Annotated in this window: 23 protein-coding genes; 12 read left to right on the top strand and 11 right to left on the bottom strand. The window is 70.3% G+C overall.

Translation table 11 applies throughout. The annotated features are described in order from the left end of the window. The first annotated feature begins 13 nt into the window (after positions 1 to 13). From rpl7ae to ACMGFI_RS00625, 10 genes are all read left to right on the top strand, one after another. Positions 14 to 376 carry a 50S ribosomal protein L7Ae gene (gene rpl7ae / locus ACMGFI_RS00670; protein WP_436906651.1) on the top strand — a complete coding sequence of 121 codons (363 nt, stop codon included), beginning with the start codon at positions 14 to 16 and terminating at the stop codon, positions 374 to 376. 10 nt (positions 377 to 386) lie between these two features. Next, positions 387 to 617, top strand: coding sequence for a 30S ribosomal protein S28e (locus ACMGFI_RS00665; RefSeq protein ID WP_135362901.1), 231 nt, complete (start codon positions 387 to 389; stop codon positions 615 to 617). After that, entirely contained in the window at positions 617 to 1,060 is a 444-nt protein-coding gene (locus ACMGFI_RS00660) for a 50S ribosomal protein L24e (RefSeq protein WP_436906649.1), read from the top strand. Before ACMGFI_RS00665 ends, ACMGFI_RS00660 begins: the two co-directional genes overlap by 1 nt. Continuing rightward, entirely contained in the window at positions 1,057 to 1,536 is a 480-nt protein-coding gene (gene ndk / locus ACMGFI_RS00655; protein WP_436906648.1) for a nucleoside-diphosphate kinase, read from the top strand. The genes ACMGFI_RS00660 and ndk overlap by 4 nt, the downstream gene beginning before the upstream one ends. A gap of 141 nt (positions 1,537 to 1,677) precedes the next feature. Further along, on the top strand, positions 1,678 to 1,902 hold the full coding sequence (locus tag ACMGFI_RS00650; RefSeq protein ID WP_436906647.1) for a hypothetical protein: 225 nt from the start codon (positions 1,678 to 1,680) through the stop codon (positions 1,900 to 1,902). Positions 1,903 to 2,017: 115 nt separating this feature from the next. Next, entirely contained in the window at positions 2,018 to 3,031 is a 1,014-nt protein-coding gene (locus tag ACMGFI_RS00645) for a phosphotransferase family protein (protein ID WP_436906646.1), read from the top strand. 167 nt (positions 3,032 to 3,198) lie between these two features. After that, positions 3,199 to 3,858, top strand: a complete 660-nt coding sequence (locus ACMGFI_RS00640; protein ID WP_436906645.1) for a YIP1 family protein — start codon at positions 3,199 to 3,201, stop codon at positions 3,856 to 3,858. A gap of 97 nt (positions 3,859 to 3,955) precedes the next feature. Beyond that, a complete protein-coding gene (locus tag ACMGFI_RS00635) occupies positions 3,956 to 5,728 on the top strand; it encodes a COG1361 S-layer family protein (RefSeq protein ID WP_436906644.1) in 1,773 nt (590 codons plus the stop codon). Next, positions 5,715 to 6,506 carry an ATP-binding cassette domain-containing protein gene (locus tag ACMGFI_RS00630; RefSeq protein ID WP_436906643.1) on the top strand — a complete coding sequence of 264 codons (792 nt, stop codon included), beginning with the start codon at positions 5,715 to 5,717 and terminating at the stop codon, positions 6,504 to 6,506. The genes ACMGFI_RS00635 and ACMGFI_RS00630 overlap by 14 nt, the downstream gene beginning before the upstream one ends. Positions 6,507 to 6,541: 35 nt before the next feature. Next, positions 6,542 to 7,651 (top strand): ABC transporter permease, encoded by a 1,110-nt coding sequence (locus tag ACMGFI_RS00625; protein WP_436906642.1) that lies wholly within the window; start codon positions 6,542 to 6,544, stop codon positions 7,649 to 7,651. Between the two features lie 69 nt (positions 7,652 to 7,720). Here ACMGFI_RS00625 and ACMGFI_RS00620 read toward each other — a convergent pair whose 3' ends face one another. The 3 genes from ACMGFI_RS00620 to ACMGFI_RS00610 all read right to left on the bottom strand — a co-directional run bounded on the left by ACMGFI_RS00620 (position 7,721) and on the right by ACMGFI_RS00610 (position 10,522). Next, the gene (locus ACMGFI_RS00620) at positions 7,721 to 8,230 is read right to left on the bottom strand and encodes an HTH domain-containing protein (RefSeq protein ID WP_436906641.1); all 510 of its coding nucleotides are present in this window, start codon (positions 8,228 to 8,230) and stop codon (positions 7,721 to 7,723) included. A gap of 199 nt (positions 8,231 to 8,429) precedes the next feature. Further along, positions 8,430 to 9,512, bottom strand: coding sequence for a methionine synthase (locus ACMGFI_RS00615; protein ID WP_436906640.1), 1,083 nt, complete (start codon positions 9,510 to 9,512; stop codon positions 8,430 to 8,432). After that, the gene (locus tag ACMGFI_RS00610) at positions 9,509 to 10,522 is read right to left on the bottom strand and encodes a 5-methyltetrahydropteroyltriglutamate--homocysteine methyltransferase (protein WP_436906639.1); all 1,014 of its coding nucleotides are present in this window, start codon (positions 10,520 to 10,522) and stop codon (positions 9,509 to 9,511) included. Before ACMGFI_RS00610 ends, ACMGFI_RS00615 begins: the two co-directional genes overlap by 4 nt. Before the next feature lie 131 nt (positions 10,523 to 10,653). Here ACMGFI_RS00610 and ACMGFI_RS00605 point away from each other — a divergent pair, with 131 nt between their 5' ends. Then, entirely contained in the window at positions 10,654 to 11,331 is a 678-nt protein-coding gene (locus tag ACMGFI_RS00605) for a hypothetical protein (protein ID WP_436906638.1), read from the top strand. On the opposite strand, the gene ACMGFI_RS00600 is transcribed toward ACMGFI_RS00605, so the two are convergent. The 8 genes from ACMGFI_RS00600 to ACMGFI_RS00565 form a co-directional block, all read right to left on the bottom strand. Continuing rightward, a complete protein-coding gene (locus ACMGFI_RS00600) occupies positions 11,315 to 11,959 on the bottom strand; it encodes a HemK2/MTQ2 family protein methyltransferase (protein WP_436906636.1) in 645 nt (214 codons plus the stop codon). The two genes, ACMGFI_RS00605 and ACMGFI_RS00600, sit on opposite strands and share 17 nt — an antisense overlap. Beyond that, a complete protein-coding gene (locus ACMGFI_RS00595) occupies positions 11,956 to 12,897 on the bottom strand; it encodes a 16S ribosomal RNA methyltransferase A (protein WP_436906634.1) in 942 nt (313 codons plus the stop codon). Before ACMGFI_RS00595 ends, ACMGFI_RS00600 begins: the two co-directional genes overlap by 4 nt. Further along, on the bottom strand, positions 12,894 to 13,481 hold the full coding sequence (locus ACMGFI_RS00590; protein WP_436906632.1) for a DUF655 domain-containing protein: 588 nt from the start codon (positions 13,479 to 13,481) through the stop codon (positions 12,894 to 12,896). Before ACMGFI_RS00590 ends, ACMGFI_RS00595 begins: the two co-directional genes overlap by 4 nt. Positions 13,482 to 13,550: 69 nt before the next feature. After that, complete coding sequence (locus ACMGFI_RS00585; RefSeq protein WP_436906631.1) at positions 13,551 to 13,907, bottom strand: RNA polymerase Rpb4 family protein; 357 nt, start codon at positions 13,905 to 13,907, stop codon at positions 13,551 to 13,553. Beyond that, positions 13,904 to 14,194 (bottom strand): 50S ribosomal protein L21e, encoded by a 291-nt coding sequence (locus ACMGFI_RS00580; RefSeq protein WP_436906630.1) that lies wholly within the window; start codon positions 14,192 to 14,194, stop codon positions 13,904 to 13,906. The genes ACMGFI_RS00585 and ACMGFI_RS00580 overlap by 4 nt, the downstream gene beginning before the upstream one ends. Positions 14,195 to 14,346: 152 nt before the next feature. Then, positions 14,347 to 14,613 carry an elongation factor 1-beta gene (locus ACMGFI_RS00575; protein ID WP_135362885.1) on the bottom strand — a complete coding sequence of 89 codons (267 nt, stop codon included), beginning with the start codon at positions 14,611 to 14,613 and terminating at the stop codon, positions 14,347 to 14,349. 2 nt (positions 14,614 to 14,615) lie between these two features. After that, positions 14,616 to 14,795, bottom strand: a complete 180-nt coding sequence (locus ACMGFI_RS00570; protein WP_436906627.1) for an HVO_2753 family zinc finger protein — start codon at positions 14,793 to 14,795, stop codon at positions 14,616 to 14,618. Positions 14,796 to 14,883: 88 nt separating this feature from the next. Then, positions 14,884 to 15,513: an FAD-dependent oxidoreductase gene (locus ACMGFI_RS00565; RefSeq protein ID WP_436906626.1), complete on the bottom strand. Its 630-nt coding sequence runs from the start codon at positions 15,511 to 15,513 to the stop codon at positions 14,884 to 14,886. A gap of 206 nt (positions 15,514 to 15,719) precedes the next feature. Between ACMGFI_RS00565 and ACMGFI_RS00560 the strand changes: the two genes are divergently transcribed. Then, a complete protein-coding gene (locus tag ACMGFI_RS00560) occupies positions 15,720 to 16,472 on the top strand; it encodes a DUF4129 domain-containing protein (protein WP_436906624.1) in 753 nt (250 codons plus the stop codon). The last annotated feature ends 22 nt before the right edge of the window (positions 16,473 to 16,494 follow it).

The following is a 16,494-nucleotide window of genomic DNA, read 5'->3' as shown; positions in this document are numbered from 1 at the left end:
AGGTGATCCACAAATGCCAGTATACGTAGATTTCGACGTGCCCGCGGACCTCGAGGACGACGCCCTCGAGGCCCTCGAGGTCGCCCGAGACACAGGCACCGTGAAGAAAGGAACCAACGAGACGACCAAGGCCGTCGAGCGCGGCAACGCCGAGCTCGTCTTCGTCGCCGAGGACGTCCAGCCCGAGGAGATCGTCATGCACCTGCCCGAGCTGGCCGACGAGAAGGACATCCCGTTCGTCTTCATCGGCACGCAGGACGACGTGGGCCACGCCGCCGGCCTCGAGGTCGGCAGCGCCGCGGCAGCCGTCGTCGACGCGGGCGACGCCCAGGACGACGTCGACGACATCGCCGGCAAGGTCGAGGAACTCCGGTAGGTGATCCGGTATGTCCGCTGAAGAATCCGACGGAGACGGCGGTTCCACGGCCGCCGAAGTCATCGAAGTCGTGGGCCGCACGGGGATGCACGGCGAGGCCATGCAGGTCAAGTGCCGTATCCGCGGCGGCGAGAACCAGGGCCGCATCATCACGCGAAACGTCCTCGGGCCGGTCCGGGAGGGCGACGTGCTCCAGCTCCGCGAGACCGCGCGCGAGGCCGACCAGATCGGAGGCCAATAATGCCACGAACGCGCGAATGCGACTACTGCGGCACCGACATCGAGCCCGGGACGGGCACCATGTTCGTCCGCACCAACGGCTCGACCATCCACTACTGCTCCTCGAAGTGCGAGAAGAACGCCGAACTCGGCCGCGAGTCCCGCGACCTCGAGTGGGCCGGAGAGGAGGAGGACGCCGCCGAGGCCGGCGAAGACGAGGAGTCCGAGTCGGCCGCCGACGAGCGCCCGACCGATATCGAGGACCAGGGCCAGGACGTCGACGCCCCCGGTGACACCGACGAGGACCTCGAGGACGTCGAGCCCGACGAGGCCGTCGAGGCCGGGGCCTCGGACCCCGAGGAGGTCGAAGCCGAGGAGGCCGACGAGGGAGCCGAGGCTGACGAAGACGCCGAGGCCGACGCCGACGAGGAAACCGACGCCGAGGAAGCGGAGGCCGAGCGATGAGCCACCACGACGAGCGGACGTTCGTGATGGCCAAGCCCGACGCCGTCCAGCGCGGGCTCACCGGCGAGATCATCACCCGCCTGGAGGAGCGCGGGCTGAAGCTCGTCGGCGCGAAGTTCATGCAGATCGACCGCGAGCTCGCCGAGGCCCACTACGGCGAGCACGAGGACAAGCCCTTCTTCGACGAGCTCGTCGACTTTATCACCAGCGGTCCGGTGATGGCGATGGTCTGGGAGGGCGGCGACGCGACCCGTCAGGTCCGACAGATGATGGGCGCGACCGACCCCGCCGAGGCCGCGCCCGGTACCATCCGCGGCGACTACGGCCTCGACCTCGGTCAGAACGTCATCCACGGTTCCGACCACGAGGACGAGGGCGCCAACGAACGCGAGATCGAGCTGTTCTTCGACGAGGACGAACTCGTCGAGTACGACCGCGCCGACGAGCCCTGGGTCTACGAGGACGAAGACCACTGAGCCGGAACCCCTGAACCGGCACCCCGCTTTTCGGCCGTCGCTGCGCACGTCGACCGGGCTCCGGTCGACTTCGCTTCTCGCCCGCGAGCCGCGGCCGTCCGCCGCCGTAGATATTTATCGGCTCGGTCGCACCGTTGGGCCATGGACGACCTGGCCGAGGACCTGCTCTCGACGCCCCCGGACGCCGACGAGGTGTGTTCCGTCTGCGGCGACCAGATCCCGATCGACGAGGGCGTGGTGCCGCCCGAGGGCGAGGAGTACGCCGTCCTGCGGGCCGCAGACCCCGAAAGTGCCGGCGTGATGACCGAGCGGTGGGTCCACCGCGAGTGTCTCCGGACGTACCTGGACGAGTCGGCCGAGGGGTGACCGGCGACGCTCGGGCGCGTACAGCGGCCGGAGGGGTCGCCCGGACGACAGATCGCGGCCGGGCGGCCTCGCCGCGGGTGATACATTTTTGCACCCCCCTGATCAATAGGGTGGCGTGCAGACGACATCGGCCGCCGACATCGAGGCCGTCCTCGACGAGTCCGGCCCGGACTACGAGGAGTTCAGCTACGAAGCGGCCACGGGCGGGACGCGGGCGGACGTGTACATGGTCACGCTCGTCTACGACGGCAACGAGTACGAGGTCGTCGTCAAGTTCGAGCCGCCCGACGACGACCGGTTCGCGGTCGAGCCGAAGCTCCACGAGTACGTCGCCGACCGGACCGACATCCCGATCCCGCGCATCCTCGTCTTCAAGCAGGAACCGGAGCGGTCGGTGCCGCCCTACTTCGTCACCGAGCGGGTCCGCGGCGACAACCTCGCCGACCAGTACGGCGCGATGACCGACGAGCACTGGGAGCGGGTCATCGAGCAGGTCGGGTCGATCATGGGCGACCTCCACTCGGAGATCGCCTTCGAGGCGTTCGGCCGGCTGATGCTCCACGACGACCGGATCACGATCCGCAACTGGCGGGGCAACTGGCGGGAGTACTTCGCCGACCTCACCCGGTCGCACATCGACCGCCTCTCCGGGACCCCCTTCGAGGGGATGCAGTCGCGGGCCCGCGACGCCGTCGAGGACACTCTCTCGCTGGTGCCCGAGGACGGGATGCCCCGCCTCGTCCACGACGACATGCAGCCGACGAACCTCCTCTGTCTGCTCGACGAGCCGGACCCGATCACCGCGGTGCTGGACTGGCAGGACACGCTCGCCGCCCACCGCGACTACCAGCTCGCCCAGTCGGAGTTCCTCTACATCGACTCGACGTTCGACGACCCGGAGGTCCGCGATCACCTGCGCGAGCGGCTCTACGAGGGCTATCGGCGCCACACCGAGTTCGAGCCCGGCGAGACCTACGAGCGGTGCAAACCCGTCTACCAGCTGTCGACGCTACTGTGGCGGATGACCGGCTTCGACGACGCCTTCGCCGAGGACGATCTGGGCCGGGCCCGCGCGGAGTTCCAGTACCGCCAGCAGTTCGACCGCCTCCTGACCGAACTCCCGCGGTGACGCCTCTCGGCTCCGGCCCCCCCTCGCTCGCGGACCGGTGTCCCCCGCTCGCCGTCCCGGGACGCTCTCGGGGGTCGCGTCTCGCCCGACGCCCGGACCTATCTGTCTTCGGACGTGTTATCTATAACAAAGTTTTTAAGTTACCGCTCTACGGACACCCGGGCGAGATGCCCTCCATATCAGCGTTGCTGACCGATCCCGACGGGTTCTTCGACCGACAGGGGTCGGACCCGTCGCTGAAGGGACCGCTCGTCGTGATACTCGCCGTCGCGGCGGTCGACACGGTGGCCGCGGTGTTGCAGTCCCGGTTCATGTCCCAGCTGTTCGAGGGGGCCGGAGCGGCCGGCGGCTTCCTCGCCGCGATCCAGGCGGTCACGTACCTCTTCGTGGTCGCCGGACCGTTCGTGGTCTGGTTGCTGTACGCCGGCCTGTTCCACGCCGTCTCGGTCGTGTTCGACGGCGACGGCGCGTTCTCGACGACCGCCGCGTTCGTCGGCTGGGGGTTCGTCCCCAGCGTCCTGGGGTCGGTCGCCTCCGCGGCGATCAACTACTACCGGTTCAACGTCCGCGGTATCGACGTGCCCGCAGAGTTCACCCAGGAGTCGATGCGGCAGTTCAACCGGGCGCTGCAGACCGGGCCGCTGGTTGCGCTGTCGGCCGCGCTCGGCATCGTCTTCACGCTCTGGAGCGCGTTCCTCTGGACGTTCGCGCTGAAACACGCCCGCGAGTTGACGGTCCGGCAGGCGGCGCTGACCGTCGCGGTCCCGGTCCTGGTCGCGGTGCTGATATCGCTGCGGACGCTCCTGGTCGCCGTCGAGGTCCTCTGATGGTCCGAGCCGCCCCATTCCCCCGCATCGAGTCGCCAGTCACGAACCACTCCCCGCACAACCGATGAACCGAACCAAGACAGCAGCTGTCCTCGTTTTGCTCGCAGTCGCATCGCTCCCGGCCGTCGCGGCCGCCACCAGCGTCGACGTGACCGTCTCGTCGGTCGAGGTGACGCCCGCCGAACCCGTCCCGGGCGACGAGATAACGATCGAGCCGACCATCGAGAACTTCGGCAGTAGCTCGGCGGGCTACTTCGTCGACCGCGTGCGCCTCATCAAGGCGGACGACGGGCCGGACCCGAAGGAGTACGACGACATCAAGAACGTCGGGACGATCCCGGCCGGCTCCGACAGGACCGTCCCCCTGTCGGTGTCGTTCGACGAGCCCGGCACGTACGACCTGCAGGTCAACGTCTCCGGCCGCGGCGCCGAGGGAGAGGGGGTGACGCGGCTGAGTTACCCCGTCACGCTCACCGTCGAACAGCGCTACCCCCAGCTCGACGTGGACGCCAACGACTCGGTCGCCGGGGTCCGCGCCGACGGGTCGGTCACCGTCGCCAACAGCCTCTCGGCCCCCATCGAGAGCGTCGAACTCACCGTCGACGGGGAGAACGTCACCGTCACCAACCGCCGGGAAGTGCTCGCGACTGTCGGGAGCAACGCCTCCCGCAGTATCGAGTTCGACTACCGCGCGGACGACCCCGGTCGCCACCGGGTGACCGCGACGCTGACCTACACGACCGCGGGCGGCGTCACCGACACGGTCACCGACACCGTGACGGTCCGCACCGAGCGCGAGCGCCCGCAGCTGGACATCGACACCAACACCTCGATCGCGGGGCTGGAGTCCGACGGGACCGTCACCGTCGCCAACGGCCTCGGCGCCCCGGTGACCAACGCGGAACTGACGGTCGCCGGCGACGGCGTGGCCGTCCGCAACGACCGCTCGGTGTTCACCCGGGTCGCCGACGGCGAGTCGGCGACGGCCGCCTTCGACTTCCGGCCGTCGTCGGCCGGCGACCACGAGGTGACCGCGACGCTCTCCTATTCGACGCCCGGCGGCGCGACCCGCACCGTCACCGAGACGGTCACCCTGCAGGCGGACCCGCTGCGCGACAGCGTCGCGCTGGACCTGAACACCCGCGAGGGGGGCAACTCCCAGGCCGTGACGGTGTCGGTGCTCAACGGGGGCAACGCGCCCATCGATAACGTCAGCGTGCGGGCGACCTCGCCGAACGCCTCCGTCGGGCAGGCGCTGGTCGACCGCGTCGCCGCCGGCGAGTCCCGGACGGTCCGGCTGAACGCGACGCTGTCGGCCGACCGCGCGGCCGTCGACGTGGTCGCCACCTACGACGTGGCCCGCCAGCGCGGCGAGGCCACGGCGTCGACGGCGCTGACCCAGACGCCCGGCACCATCGGCCTGACCGGGCTGGAGGTCGTGCCGGAGGGCGGTCGGCTCCGCATCTCCGGGAGCGCGAGCAACCTCGGGACGACCGACGCACAGAGCGTCCTCGTCGGCGTCGTCGACACCGACCGGGTGACGCCGACCGCGCCCAACCGCGAGTACTTCGTCGGCACCGTCCCCGCGAGCGACTTCGTCTCGTTCGACGTGTACGCGGCCACCGAGGGCAACGTCTCGACGGTCCCGCTGCGGGTCGAGTACCTCGTCGACGGCCAGCGCTACACCCGGACCGTCGAGGTCGACGCCGCGGGCGCCAGCCGCGCGCTCGCCGCCGGGCCCGACATCGACCGCAGCTCCGGCGGCGGGGGCGGCGGGTTCCTCCTCCCGCTGGCGGTCGGCGCCGTCGTCGTGGTCGGGGTGCTGGCGGTGGTCGTCCGCGCCTGGAGGAACAGCCGTGGCGGTAATTGAGACCCGGGGCGTCGTCAAGCGCTACCGGACCGGCGGGGAGACCCTGGAGGCGCTGAAGGGGATCGACTTCGCCGTCGAGCCCGGCGAGTTCGTCTCCATCATGGGCCCCAGCGGCAGCGGCAAGACCACGCTGCTCAACCTGCTCGGCCTGCTGGACGACCCCAGCGAGGGGGAGGTCCTGCTCGACGGCGAGGACGTGACCGGCCTCTCCGACCGCGAGCAGACCGCCGCCCGCAAGCGCACCATCGGGTTCGTCTTCCAGAACTTCTACCTCATCCCGACGCTCACGGCGAGGGAGAACGTCGAGGTGCCCGCCCTCTTCGACCACGACCCGACCGTCGAGGAGCGCTCGGTGGACCTGCTCGAACGGATGGGCCTGGGCGACCGCCTCGACCACAAGCCCGACGAACTCTCCGGCGGGCAGAAACAGCGCGTCGCCATCGCCCGCTCGCTCATCAACGAACCGAGAGTGCTGCTGGCCGACGAGCCGACGGGGAACCTCGACCGGGACACCGGCCGGCAGATCCTGGAGGAGTTCGTCGAGATCACCGAGCGCGACGTGGCCGTCATCGCCGTCACCCACGACGAACTCGTCAACGACTACGTCGACCGCACGGTGGAACTCGTCGACGGCCTCATGGGCGCGGACGCGCCGACCGACGCCGGCCGCGGCGAGCCGGGAGCGGCGGCCGACCCCGGAGACGCGGGACCGACCGGCGGCGCGCGTGGCCCGCCGGACCCGCCGGGCGACGGGACCGCCGGAGGTGACCGGCCGTGATAGGCTGGTTGCGCCGGCGGTTCCCGGCGCTTCTGATGGCACGGCGCAACATCGGCCGGACGAAGGTCCGGTCGGTGCTGGCGGCGCTGGGCATCGTCATCGGCGTCATCGCCATCGCGTCGCTGGGGATGTTCGGCCTGACGCTGCGCTACCAGCTCACCCAGAACCTCGGCGACATCGGCAACCAGGTGATGGTCCAGCCGGGCGACTCGGCGGAGGCCCCGGACCTGCTCTCCGAGCGGGACCTCCGGCAGATCGAGTCGGTCGCCAGCCCGGGCGCGACGGTCGCGCCGGCGGTACAGCGGGTCACCACGGTTTCCTACGGCAGGGAGGCGTCCGAAACCAGGCTGGTCATGGGGATCGACCAACCGGACAAGCTGTTCGAGGCCCGCGACGGGTCGATCCCCCAGCCCTACCGGAGCGGCGCCCTGATCGGACCGAACCTCGCCGACCAGCGCGACCTGGGCCCCGGCGACACGATCGCCGTCAACGGCTCGACGGTCAGAGTCGTCGCGGTGCTCTCGCCGAGCCAGGGCTTCGGCTACACCAACCCGAGCGACCAGATCGTGCTCCCGACCCGGAGCTTCGACAGCCGCGGCTACGACACCATCACCGTCACCGAGACCGACAGCACGGCCGCCAACGCCACCGCGATGGCGATCCGCGCCCAGCTGAACGACCGCCGCGAGCGCGTCGCCGTCCAGGACTACTCCGGCGTCGCCGACCAGATCGGCCAGACCTTCCAGGCGCTGAACCTCTTCCTGATCGGCATCGGCTCCATCTCGCTGCTGGTCGCCGGCGTGAGCATCCTCAACGTCATGCTCATGAGCACCGTCGAGCGCCGCCAGGAGATCGGCGTGCTCCGGGCCGTCGGCTTCCAGAAGCTCGACGTGTTGAAGATCATGCTCTCCGAGGCGGTCCTGCTCGGGATCATCGGCGGGCTCGTCGGCGCGGGCTTCTCCATCGTCGCCGGGCTGGTCCTCAACCACTTCGTCGTCGGCGACGCGATGTTGGCCTTCCGCCCGGGTAACTTCCTCTACATCGGGCTCGCCTTCGCCTTCGGCGTCGGTACCAGCCTGATCAGCGGGCTCTACCCGGCGTGGAAGGCCGCCAACGAGCGCCCCGTCGAAGCGCTGCGGAGCTGAAAATCGCCGTCTTTCCCCCGCCGCCCCGTTCTCCGATTTCCCTCGGCCGGAGTCTCCAGTCCCGGCCGGTCAGTCCGCGCCGACCGTCAGCCGCGGGCTCGCGCGGTCGACCGTCACCGGCGCGAACCGCTCGAACCAGTCGGTCTCGCCGGCCTCGAAGGCGTCCAGGCAGTCGCCCACGGTGAAGTGGATCTCGCCGCTCTCGTCGGCGCAGGGGAAGACGGCCTGCAGGTCGTCGCCCTCGTAGACCGCCAGCGACGCCATCGGGAAGACGACCACGTCGTGGACCGCGTCGCTCCCGATGTACGAGCGCTGGCGGCGTTCGAACGCCGGTTCGAGGCGGTAGCCGTTCTCGCTCGCCCACTCGCCGAACTCCTCGTAGGTCGCCAGCGCCTCGTCGCGGCTGTCCTGCTCGGGCGTCCGGATGCGCTGCCAGGAGGCGTCGACCTCGGTGTCGGCGACGACGCCCTCGGTCTCCAGGTCCTCGACCCGTTCGAGGATCCGTTGCTGGCGGTCGTAGCTGCCGTAGGTGTCCCCCCGCAGGTAGAGTTCGATCCGCCGGTCTGTGTTCGCGCTCATGTCTCTTATCCGATCTCTCGGGCGGCCCCCTGAAAACGCTTTCCGACCCATTCCTTCGAGGGACTCTAGGATCCTTGTATGGGTCGTGTTGGCGCCGTTCTTGCGGGTTCCGCCACACGTCCGTGCGGCCCGCTCACGAGCGGGCCGAGGTTCGACAGCGGCCGGAAAAGTCGGAGCCGCGATCAGTCGCCGGTCGCTGTCAGTCGTCGGCCGACGCTCGTCCGCCGGCGGCGGGCACGTCTATCTCGCCGGCGTCGAGTTCCGCCTCGATTTCGCGGGCGGCCTGGACCATGTTCTCCATCTTCCGGTAGGCCTTCTCGCGGGGGAGTAGCTTCAGCCCGCAGTCCGGTGAGATAGTGAGCTGTTCCGGCGGGACGACCTTCAGGCCCTGCCGGATGTTCCCCTTGATCTCCTCGACGGACTCGACCTCGGCGGTGTGGTTGTCGACGACGCCCAGCGCCAGGTCGAGCGTGAACTCGGGGTCGGTGAACACGTCGATCTGCTCGTAGTCGCCGTTCGTGAGCTCGAGGTCGAGCTCGTCGATCGGGTAGTCGAGCACCTCGGGGTAGATCCGCGAGTAGTCGCCGTAACAGACGTGGAGGCCGATGCGGACCTCCTCGGGGATGTCGGCGACGATGCGCTCCAGGGCCTCGCCGACGATGGCGTGGTCGTCGGGCGTCGTGGCCAGCGCGGGCTCGTCGATCTGGATGTAGCGGGCGCCGGCGTCGACCAGCTGTTCGATCTCCTCGTTGACCAGCTCCGCGAGGTCGTATGCCAGCGCCTCGTCGTCCTCGTAGGCCTCGTTGAACGTCCAGTTCGCGAGGGTGTAGGGACCGGTGATGGGGACCTTGACCGGGCGGTCGGCCACCGAGTCGGTGAACTCGAACTCGTCGACGAGCCACTGCTCGCCGTACTGCACGTCGTCGACGACCGACGGCTTGTTGAAGTAGTTGTGCCCCCAGACCTTGACGCGGCCGTTGAACTCGTAGCCCTCGATGCGCTCGGCGAAGTACTCGACCATCTCCGTCCGGCGCATCTCGCCGTCGACGACGGTGTCGAGGCCGGCCCGCTCGTGCTCCTCCGTGATGAGGCGGGCGGCGTCGTCTTTGGCCTCCTCCCACTCGTCGTCGCCGAACTCGGTGTCCTCGTCCTCGTAGAGCTCGCGGGCGCGGTCGAGCCACTTGGGCTTCTTGTAGCTGCCGACGACGCTGGTCAGCAGGAAGTGGTCGTTGTCGTGGTCGGCCGGGCGGAACTGCTCGCGGTTGTCGGCGGGCCGGCTCATGCTTTCACCTCCGCGCGCTCGACGGCGCCAAGGGCCGCCAGCTTCTCCTCGAACTTGCCCGACGGGAGATAGAAGGTCGGCGTGTTGATCGTCGCGTACGCCGTCTCGAAGCCGACGCCGTGGGCGTTGTCGAGCGTCCACTCGACGCGCTCGGCGATCTCCGAGCTGTCCTCGACGAGCGTGTTCTGCCCGTCGACGATCCCCAGCGCGATGTCGTCTTTGGCCCCGTACTCGCTGATGACGTAGGCGTTGTCCTCGTGGTTGGCGACGAAGTCGAAGCCGACCGCGTCCACGTCGGCGTCCATGAGGTGGGCGTAGACCTTCTCGTCGATGCCGCCATCGCCGCCGTGGGACTCCCAGTAGGTGTGGGCGACCACGTCGGCGTCGGCGGCCTGCGCCACCGCGTCGATGGCCTCGCTGGCGCGCTCGTCGGCGCCGTCGCCGGGCGGCGACTCCAGCAGCGAGGGCTCCAGGAGGAACAGCGTCTCGACCTCGGGCAACTGCTCGGCCTCGGCGGCGAGGAAGTCGGCCAGCGCCGAGAGGAACGCCGCCTCGTCGCCGTAGTGGTCGTCGGTCGCGAGCTGGCTGAGCGTGTACGGTCCCGGGAGGACGGCGTTGCGGTCCGCGTCGGTGAGCTCGGCGGTCGCTTCGAGGTCGGCCGCCACGTCACCCGTCGCGCTCAGGTCGCCGGTCACGACCGGCTCGCGGTAGAAGTTGTTGTTGTCGAAGTAGCGGACGATGCCGCGGGTCTCGACCGCGTCGGCGACGGCCAGCGGGTGGGTGAGCATGTCGTCCCACCGCAGCTGGCCCTCGACGACCAGGTCGAGGCCGGCGTCGGCCTGGAGGTCGACGACCTCCTCGCGCGCTCGGTCGTAGGCGTCGCCGACCTCGGCGCTCTCGTCGCCGGAGACCAGACCGCCCTTCTGTCGCCCCTTCAGACTCGCGAGTTCGTCCTTCGCCCAGTCCGGTAGCGGGTACAGGCCGGGCGTCGTGGAGAGTACCTGCGTCATTGGAGTCGCCTACGAAATGACGCCCTATAATATTTCTTATCTCGGTTGATGCACTGTGGTAATTTGATCGGCGGATCGTCGACGACTATCGGGTCAGAAAATTCATGTGTCCTTCAGCGGAACGCGAGAGCGTGTCACGGCTGTCTCGACTTGGCCCTGTCGGAACTCGAACCGTCGGTGCGGGGGTCGCCGCCGGGTCGCTGGCCGTGCTGCTCCTGTACCCCTACTACATGCGATATCACTACGCCGTGCCCGCGGCCGGCCGCTCCTACGCGTTCGCAGTCCTCGCGATGTTACTGGCGTTCGTCTGGGCCCCGGCGGCTGCGTGGGGAGTTGCGACCGCAGTTCGGGGACGATTCCGGTCGCTGACTCCATCGCTGGCGTGCGTTGCCGTCCCACTCGCACCGCTACCGGTGGCGCTCGACACCTTCCGCAGGCCCAGGACCGACGTCGTCCCGACGCCCGAGTACATCACCGAGTGGACGCCGCCGTCCGGTCCGGTCGAACTCGCGGTTCGGACCTTCGAAACCGCCGACTTCTGGTGGATCGGCTGCGTCCTCTTCTTCGTCGCCGGCGTGGCGTGGGCTCGTTGCCAGCGTCGCTGGCTGCTCGGAAGTTTCGTCGCGCTCGTCTGCTACGGCGGCGCGTACGGGGCTGTCACCACGACCCTCTTCGAGGGGCTCCTCGTCCGGCCGCTGTTCGCCATGCCCGTCGGCGCGGTGCTGTTCGCCGCCGGCGCGAAGCTGGCGGCCAAGCCGGACGAAACGACGACGGACACCGCGGCGGCCCGAGTCAGCCCGGACGCGTGAACCGCACGACCAGTAGCGTCTCGAAGGGGTGCGATTCGCTGGCGACCTCCTCGCTCGCCAGCCCGTTCGCCGCCGCGCGCTCCCGGACGGCGTCGGGGTCGGTCAGCGAACTCACGAGCAGGTACGCCGCACCGTCGGGCGCCAGCACGCGCGCCACGTCGTCGAGGAACGGGTCGACGGCCGCGCGGCCGTCCTCCCCTCCGGAGAGCGCCCGCTCCATCCAGTCGCCCCACTCCCGGTCGGGCTCGGTCGGCAGGTACGGCGGGTTGAACGCCACCACGTCGAAGCTCCCGTCCCGGAACGGCCCCGTCAGGTCCGCCCGGACGACCGGGATCCCCGCCTCGACGGCCTGCCGGCAGGCGTGCGGATTGAGGTCGGCACCCACCGCGTCGGCGCCCGCCTCGGCCATTCGCGCTGCGACGTAGCCCGACCCGGTCCCCACGTCCAGCGCCCGGTCGCCGCCCTCGACGCGTTCGACCACGGCGTCGGCCAGCAGCTTCGAGTCCTCCGCCGGCTGGTAGACCTGTTCCACGCCGCGCTGTGCTGCGAGTCCCGGTTTCCCATCGGAGTCGCCACCGTCGGCCGCGTCACCGTCGGTCGCGTCGCCGTCCGTTCCGTCCTCGCTCATCGCTCGCCGGGCTCGCCCACTTCGTAGGCCAGCGTCGCCAGGTCCGCGAACTCGGCGGGCGTGACGTTGCCGGCGCGGGCGCTCATCAGGTCCTCGTCGGCCGCGTCGACGACGGCGTCGGGGTCGCCCAGCCCGGAGATGTGGGCGGTGTTGCGGACGGCGTTGCGCATCGTCTTCCGGCGCTGGGTGAACACGGCCTTCAGGAAGTCCATGAAAAAGTCCTCGTCGTCGACCTTGTAGTCCGGGTCCCGCGGCGTCGTTCGCACGACCGCGCTCTGGACGGCCGGCGGCGGCGAGAACGCCTCCTTGGGTACTGGCTCGACCACCTCGGCGTCCGCGTAGTGGCCCGCCGTCACCGACAGTCGGCCGTAGTCGTCGGTCCCCGGCTCGGCGGCCATCCGCTCGGCGAACTCCCGCTGGAACATGAGCACCAGCGGGCGCTTCTCGGGCAGCAGCCGGAAGGCCAGTTCGCTCGACGGGCCGTACGGGAGATTGGAGATCGACGCGGTGAAATCGGGCAACTCGACCGCCAGCGCGTCGCCCTCGACCACGGTGAGCCGGCCCGCGTCGATCTCCGCGGCGAACTCCTCGCGGAGGAACGCGGCGAGGTCGGGGTCGCGCTCGATGGCGGTCACCCGGTCGGCCGCGGCGAGCAGGCGGTCGGTCAGCGCGCCGGTCCCGGCGCCGATCTCCAAAACGTGCGAGAGGTCGACGTTCGCCTCCGCGGCGTACTCGGGCAGCCGGTCGAGCACGCGGTCGTCGACCAGGAAGTGCTGGTCGCGGTCGGGGTCGCCGCGGACGCCCGCCCGCCGGAGGAGGGCGTCGGGATCGCGGGCTCCCGGCTCGGGCGCGTCGGCCGGCCTATCGCCGTCGCGGTTGCTGTCGGCGGACGCGCCGCTCTCGCGCCCTTCCCCGCTGTTCGTGCCGTCGCCGTTCATTCCTCGTCGTCCCGGCGGGCGAAGGTGCGGTACTTCAGGTCGTCCTCGCGGATCTCCTCCAGGATGCGCTCGACGACGACCTCGCGGGGGTTGTGCAGCCCGTCGACCCGTTCGCCCAGGTCCTCGAAGCTCTCGAAGGGGCCGCGCTTGCGCTCGTCGAGGATCGCGTTGCGGAGCTTCTTCCCGATGCCGGGGAGGAGGTTCAGCTGGTGGAGCCGCAGCGTGATGGGCTGGGCGTCGTTGTAGAAGTCGACGAACCGTTGCTCCTCCTCGTCGACGAGGTCCTCGACGGCGTACTCCAGCTCCGACTGGGCGCCGCCGGGGAGGTCCTCGTACTCGACCTCGCCGGTCCGCTCGATGGCGTCGGCCGCCCGGTCGACCACCAGGTCGTCGCCGATCGACACGTCGGCGTCGGGCCCGAGGACCACCTCGAACAGGCGGAAGTCCTCGCGCCCGAGCCCGTAGGCGAGGGGCTGTTTCTGGTACTGCGGGCGGTCGTCCTCAGTCCGGCCGTGGGCGAGAAAGTCGAGGACGACGGCCGTGGGCCCCCCCGGGTCGTCGTCGCCGCGCTCGGTGTCACTCATGACAGGCGAGTAGGGCGAGACGGAACTTAAACCCCCGCCGTCGGGCGCTCCGCGGAGACGCGGAGCGGGTCAGACGTACTTGGCGACGACTTCGAGGATGGCGTCGAGTTCGTCGCCCGAGAGGGTGAACCGCTCCTGGGCGTAGATCGAGCGCAGCTCGTCGCGGTCCCGCGGGCGCAGGTTCGCGATCTTGTAGGCGGTCGGCTCGTCGACCTTGTCGAGCTCCCGCAGTTCCGCGACGAACTCGCGGGACTCCTCGGGGTCGAGCACGGCGAAGCGGTTGACGTGCTCGACGGCCCGCGCGAGCTCGTAGCGCATCTCGCGGTCCTCGTCGGCCGCGCGCTCGCGTTCGAGCTCCTCCAGGATCGCCTTCGTCTCGGCGACCGTGAGGTACTCTTCGTCGACCTTCTCTTTGAAGATCGTCATGCCTGGCTGCGGAGGTGGGCGGGCTTGACGATCAGCGTCTTCTCGACGCTGTCGTCGCTGATGGCGACCTTGTAGGCCGTGCCCTGCTCGCCGACGACCTCGCCGGTGCGGCCGTCGAACCGCGGGTGGAAGCGCCCGTCGGGGACGCTCGGGTCGATCTTCAGGTGGACCTTCTCGCCGGTCTCGAACTCGGTGACCGACCGCTGGGGCGGCGACGTGCCGCTCTCTCGGGGCTCGTTGCGGAGCTTCTTGCGCGTCTTCTTCCGGGGTCCGTTGGAGTTGGGCATTCGTGCGGTCCCGTTATCCGGTCACGCTTATAAAACGTGCGTTACGCGGCCGAGCGGCGTGCGAGCGGGTACCGCGACCGCGCGACTACGGTAGCGTGGCAGCCGGCAGCGCGGCTCGGCGGTCGGGCGTGTCGGGAAAAGCGAGCGAACCGTTACAGGCGACCCACGTCGCCGACTTCGACGCTCTCGACCCCCTCGACGCCGGCGAAGGCCTCCTCGACGGCCTCGGTGCCGCCGGCCTCGTCCGGGACGACGACGGTCGGGAGCAGGGCGACGAGGCCGAAGGCCACGTCGTCGCGCTCGAAGCCGTTGATCTTCGCGCCCTCGGGGAGCGACGCCTCGAGTCGCTCCTGGAGCGCGTCGAGGTCGACCTCCGGGTTCTGCGGCATGACCTTGATCTGCGCGGCGACTTTCCCCATCGTTACGGCCCCGTGAACCCGCAGTCCGGGCACTCGTAGAGGTTGCTCTGCTTGCGACACTTCGCGCAGCGGTAGATCTGCTGGCCGCACTCGGGACACTTGAACGCGGCGGCGTTCGTGCCGGCGATGTTGATGCCGCACGAAACGCACTTTTGCTGGCGTTTCTGTTGGCTCTCGCTCATACCACCCCGTACCTCCTCACGGGTTTTAACCGTTGTCAAAGGCGCCGGCGGTCGTCGCTCGCCGCCCGGACAGTCCGGCCGGCGGGGCTCACCCGAAGTTCTCGACCTTCGCGGCCTCGGCGTCCCCGCCGGCCGCCTCGATGGCGGCCGTGGCGTCGTCGAGGAAGTCGGCGAAGCCGTAGACGAACACCTGGGTGTCCTCGGTCAGGGCGTCGTCGACCGACGACGCCAGCGGCGACGACGGCGCGAGGACGGCCACGGAGGCGCCCCGCTCGTTCAGCTCGGTCAGCCGGTCGTCGTGGATCGGCGCGGCGTCGCGGTAGACGATGGCGGCCTCGCCGCCCTCGTCGAGCGCCCGCTCGGCGATCCCGATCGCCGGGCCGACGCCGGGTCCGCCCGCGAGGATCAGCACCCGCTGTTCGCCCTCGTAGTAGGCGTCGCCGTAGGGGCCCGACACCTCGACGGTGTCGCCGGCGGTCAGCTCGGCCAGTTCCGGCCCGACCTCGCCCTCGGGGTCGATGCCGACGGTGATCTCGAACGTCCCGTCCACGTCCGGCGAGGAGATGGTGTAGAACCGCGACTCCTCGACCCCGTAGAGGGCGACCTTCACGAACTGCCCCGGCTGCGCGTCGAAGCCCGCGGGCGTCTCGAAGTCGATGGCGACGGCGTCCTCGCCGACCGATTCGACCGCGACGACGGCGACTTCGGTGTCTTCCATGCTCACGTGTCGCGGGCGCCGGCGCAAGGCCCTTTCGTTCCCGGGCGTCGCGGCGCGCCGTCCTCCGGATCGGGTCGTCGCCGAAGCACCGGGTCGTTACCGAAGCACCGGGTCGTTACCGAAGCACCGGGTCGTCACCGAAGCACCGCGACGACCCCGTCCTTTCAGCCGGAAATCACTTGGCCGACCCGGTCTTCGGTGCGGACGTGCAACGTTCCGGGACCGCTCTCGTCGGACTCCTCGCGCTGGTCGCGCTCGCGGGGGCCGCGGGCACGTTCGGCGCCGTCGAGGGTCCCGTCGTCGGGGGCGACGGGGGGCCGGAGGGTCCGGCGGCGCCCACCGAGGTGCCGCCGCCGACCGGCGCGCCCGGCGGGGTCTCGGACGCCGAGGTCCAGCGGGCGGAGGCGCCGACGACGGCCGCGGCGGGCGATTCCGGCGGCGTCTCCCCGTTCGTCGTGCCCGCGGTCGGCGGCTCGCTGCTCGCGGCCGGGCTGCTCGTCGTCTTCCTGACCGGCCACGACGAGCGCGCTCCCGAGGTCCCCGACGACGGTCGGGGTGAGGGCGACCCGACGCCGACCGTCGACCCGGCGTACGACTCGCCCGACGGGAACGCGGTGACGCGGGCGTGGCGACGCCTCCGCGACCGGGCGGGCGCCGGCGAGACGGCGACGCCCGGCGACGTGGCGGCGCGGGCGCTCGACCGCCGGCTTCCACAGGAGCCGGTCGCGACCGTCACCGAGCGGTTCCGCGCGGTCCGCTACGGCGGCGACTCGCCGTCCGCCGACGGGTCCGAGGCCGCCGCCGCGGCCGCCCAGCGACTCGAATCGGTCGACGGTCCCGCCAACGATGACCCCACCGACGACTCCGTCACCGAGGACGACGACCCCGCCGCGGAAGTCGACCCCGCCGCGGACGACCCCGACGCGGACGGCGAGTCGGGCGCGAATCCGGGTCGGTAAAAACTTGTAGCTGGGCCGAACA

The organism is Halosimplex marinum, from assembly GCF_051414075.1.
In the GTDB taxonomy this organism is placed as follows: Archaea; Halobacteriota; Halobacteria; order Halobacteriales; family Haloarculaceae; genus Halosimplex; species Halosimplex marinum.
This window is presented reverse-complemented; position numbering and strand designations above follow the sequence as displayed.

Coding starts and splice junctions, on each gene's coding strand:
- ACMGFI_RS00620 (WP_436906641.1), bottom strand. CDS start 8,230: ATGAGCGCGAACACAGACCGGCGGATCGAACTCTACCTGCGGGGGGAC.
- ACMGFI_RS00575 (WP_135362885.1), bottom strand. CDS start 14,613: ATGGGGAAAGTCGCCGCGCAGATCAAGGTCATGCCGCAGAACCCGGAG.
- ACMGFI_RS00640 (WP_436906645.1), top strand. CDS start 3,199: ATGCCCTCCATATCAGCGTTGCTGACCGATCCCGACGGGTTCTTCGAC.
- ACMGFI_RS00625 (WP_436906642.1), top strand. CDS start 6,542: ATGGCACGGCGCAACATCGGCCGGACGAAGGTCCGGTCGGTGCTGGCG.
- ACMGFI_RS00595 (WP_436906634.1), bottom strand. CDS start 12,897: ATGAACGGCGACGGCACGAACAGCGGGGAAGGGCGCGAGAGCGGCGCG.
- ACMGFI_RS00600 (WP_436906636.1), bottom strand. CDS start 11,959: ATGAGCGAGGACGGAACGGACGGCGACGCGACCGACGGTGACGCGGCC.
- ACMGFI_RS00585 (WP_436906631.1), bottom strand. CDS start 13,907: ATGACGATCTTCAAAGAGAAGGTCGACGAAGAGTACCTCACGGTCGCC.
- ACMGFI_RS00615 (WP_436906640.1), bottom strand. CDS start 9,512: ATGAGCCGGCCCGCCGACAACCGCGAGCAGTTCCGCCCGGCCGACCAC.
- ACMGFI_RS00610 (WP_436906639.1), bottom strand. CDS start 10,522: ATGACGCAGGTACTCTCCACGACGCCCGGCCTGTACCCGCTACCGGAC.
- ACMGFI_RS00665 (WP_135362901.1), top strand. CDS start 387: ATGTCCGCTGAAGAATCCGACGGAGACGGCGGTTCCACGGCCGCCGAA.
- ACMGFI_RS00590 (WP_436906632.1), bottom strand. CDS start 13,481: ATGAGTGACACCGAGCGCGGCGACGACGACCCGGGGGGGCCCACGGCC.
- ACMGFI_RS00570 (WP_436906627.1), bottom strand. CDS start 14,795: ATGAGCGAGAGCCAACAGAAACGCCAGCAAAAGTGCGTTTCGTGCGGC.
- ACMGFI_RS00650 (WP_436906647.1), top strand. CDS start 1,678: ATGGACGACCTGGCCGAGGACCTGCTCTCGACGCCCCCGGACGCCGAC.
- ACMGFI_RS00660 (WP_436906649.1), top strand. CDS start 617: ATGCCACGAACGCGCGAATGCGACTACTGCGGCACCGACATCGAGCCC.
- ACMGFI_RS00565 (WP_436906626.1), bottom strand. CDS start 15,513: ATGGAAGACACCGAAGTCGCCGTCGTCGCGGTCGAATCGGTCGGCGAG.
- ACMGFI_RS00580 (WP_436906630.1), bottom strand. CDS start 14,194: ATGCCCAACTCCAACGGACCCCGGAAGAAGACGCGCAAGAAGCTCCGC.
- rpl7ae (WP_436906651.1), top strand. CDS start 14: ATGCCAGTATACGTAGATTTCGACGTGCCCGCGGACCTCGAGGACGAC.
- ndk (WP_436906648.1), top strand. CDS start 1,057: ATGAGCCACCACGACGAGCGGACGTTCGTGATGGCCAAGCCCGACGCC.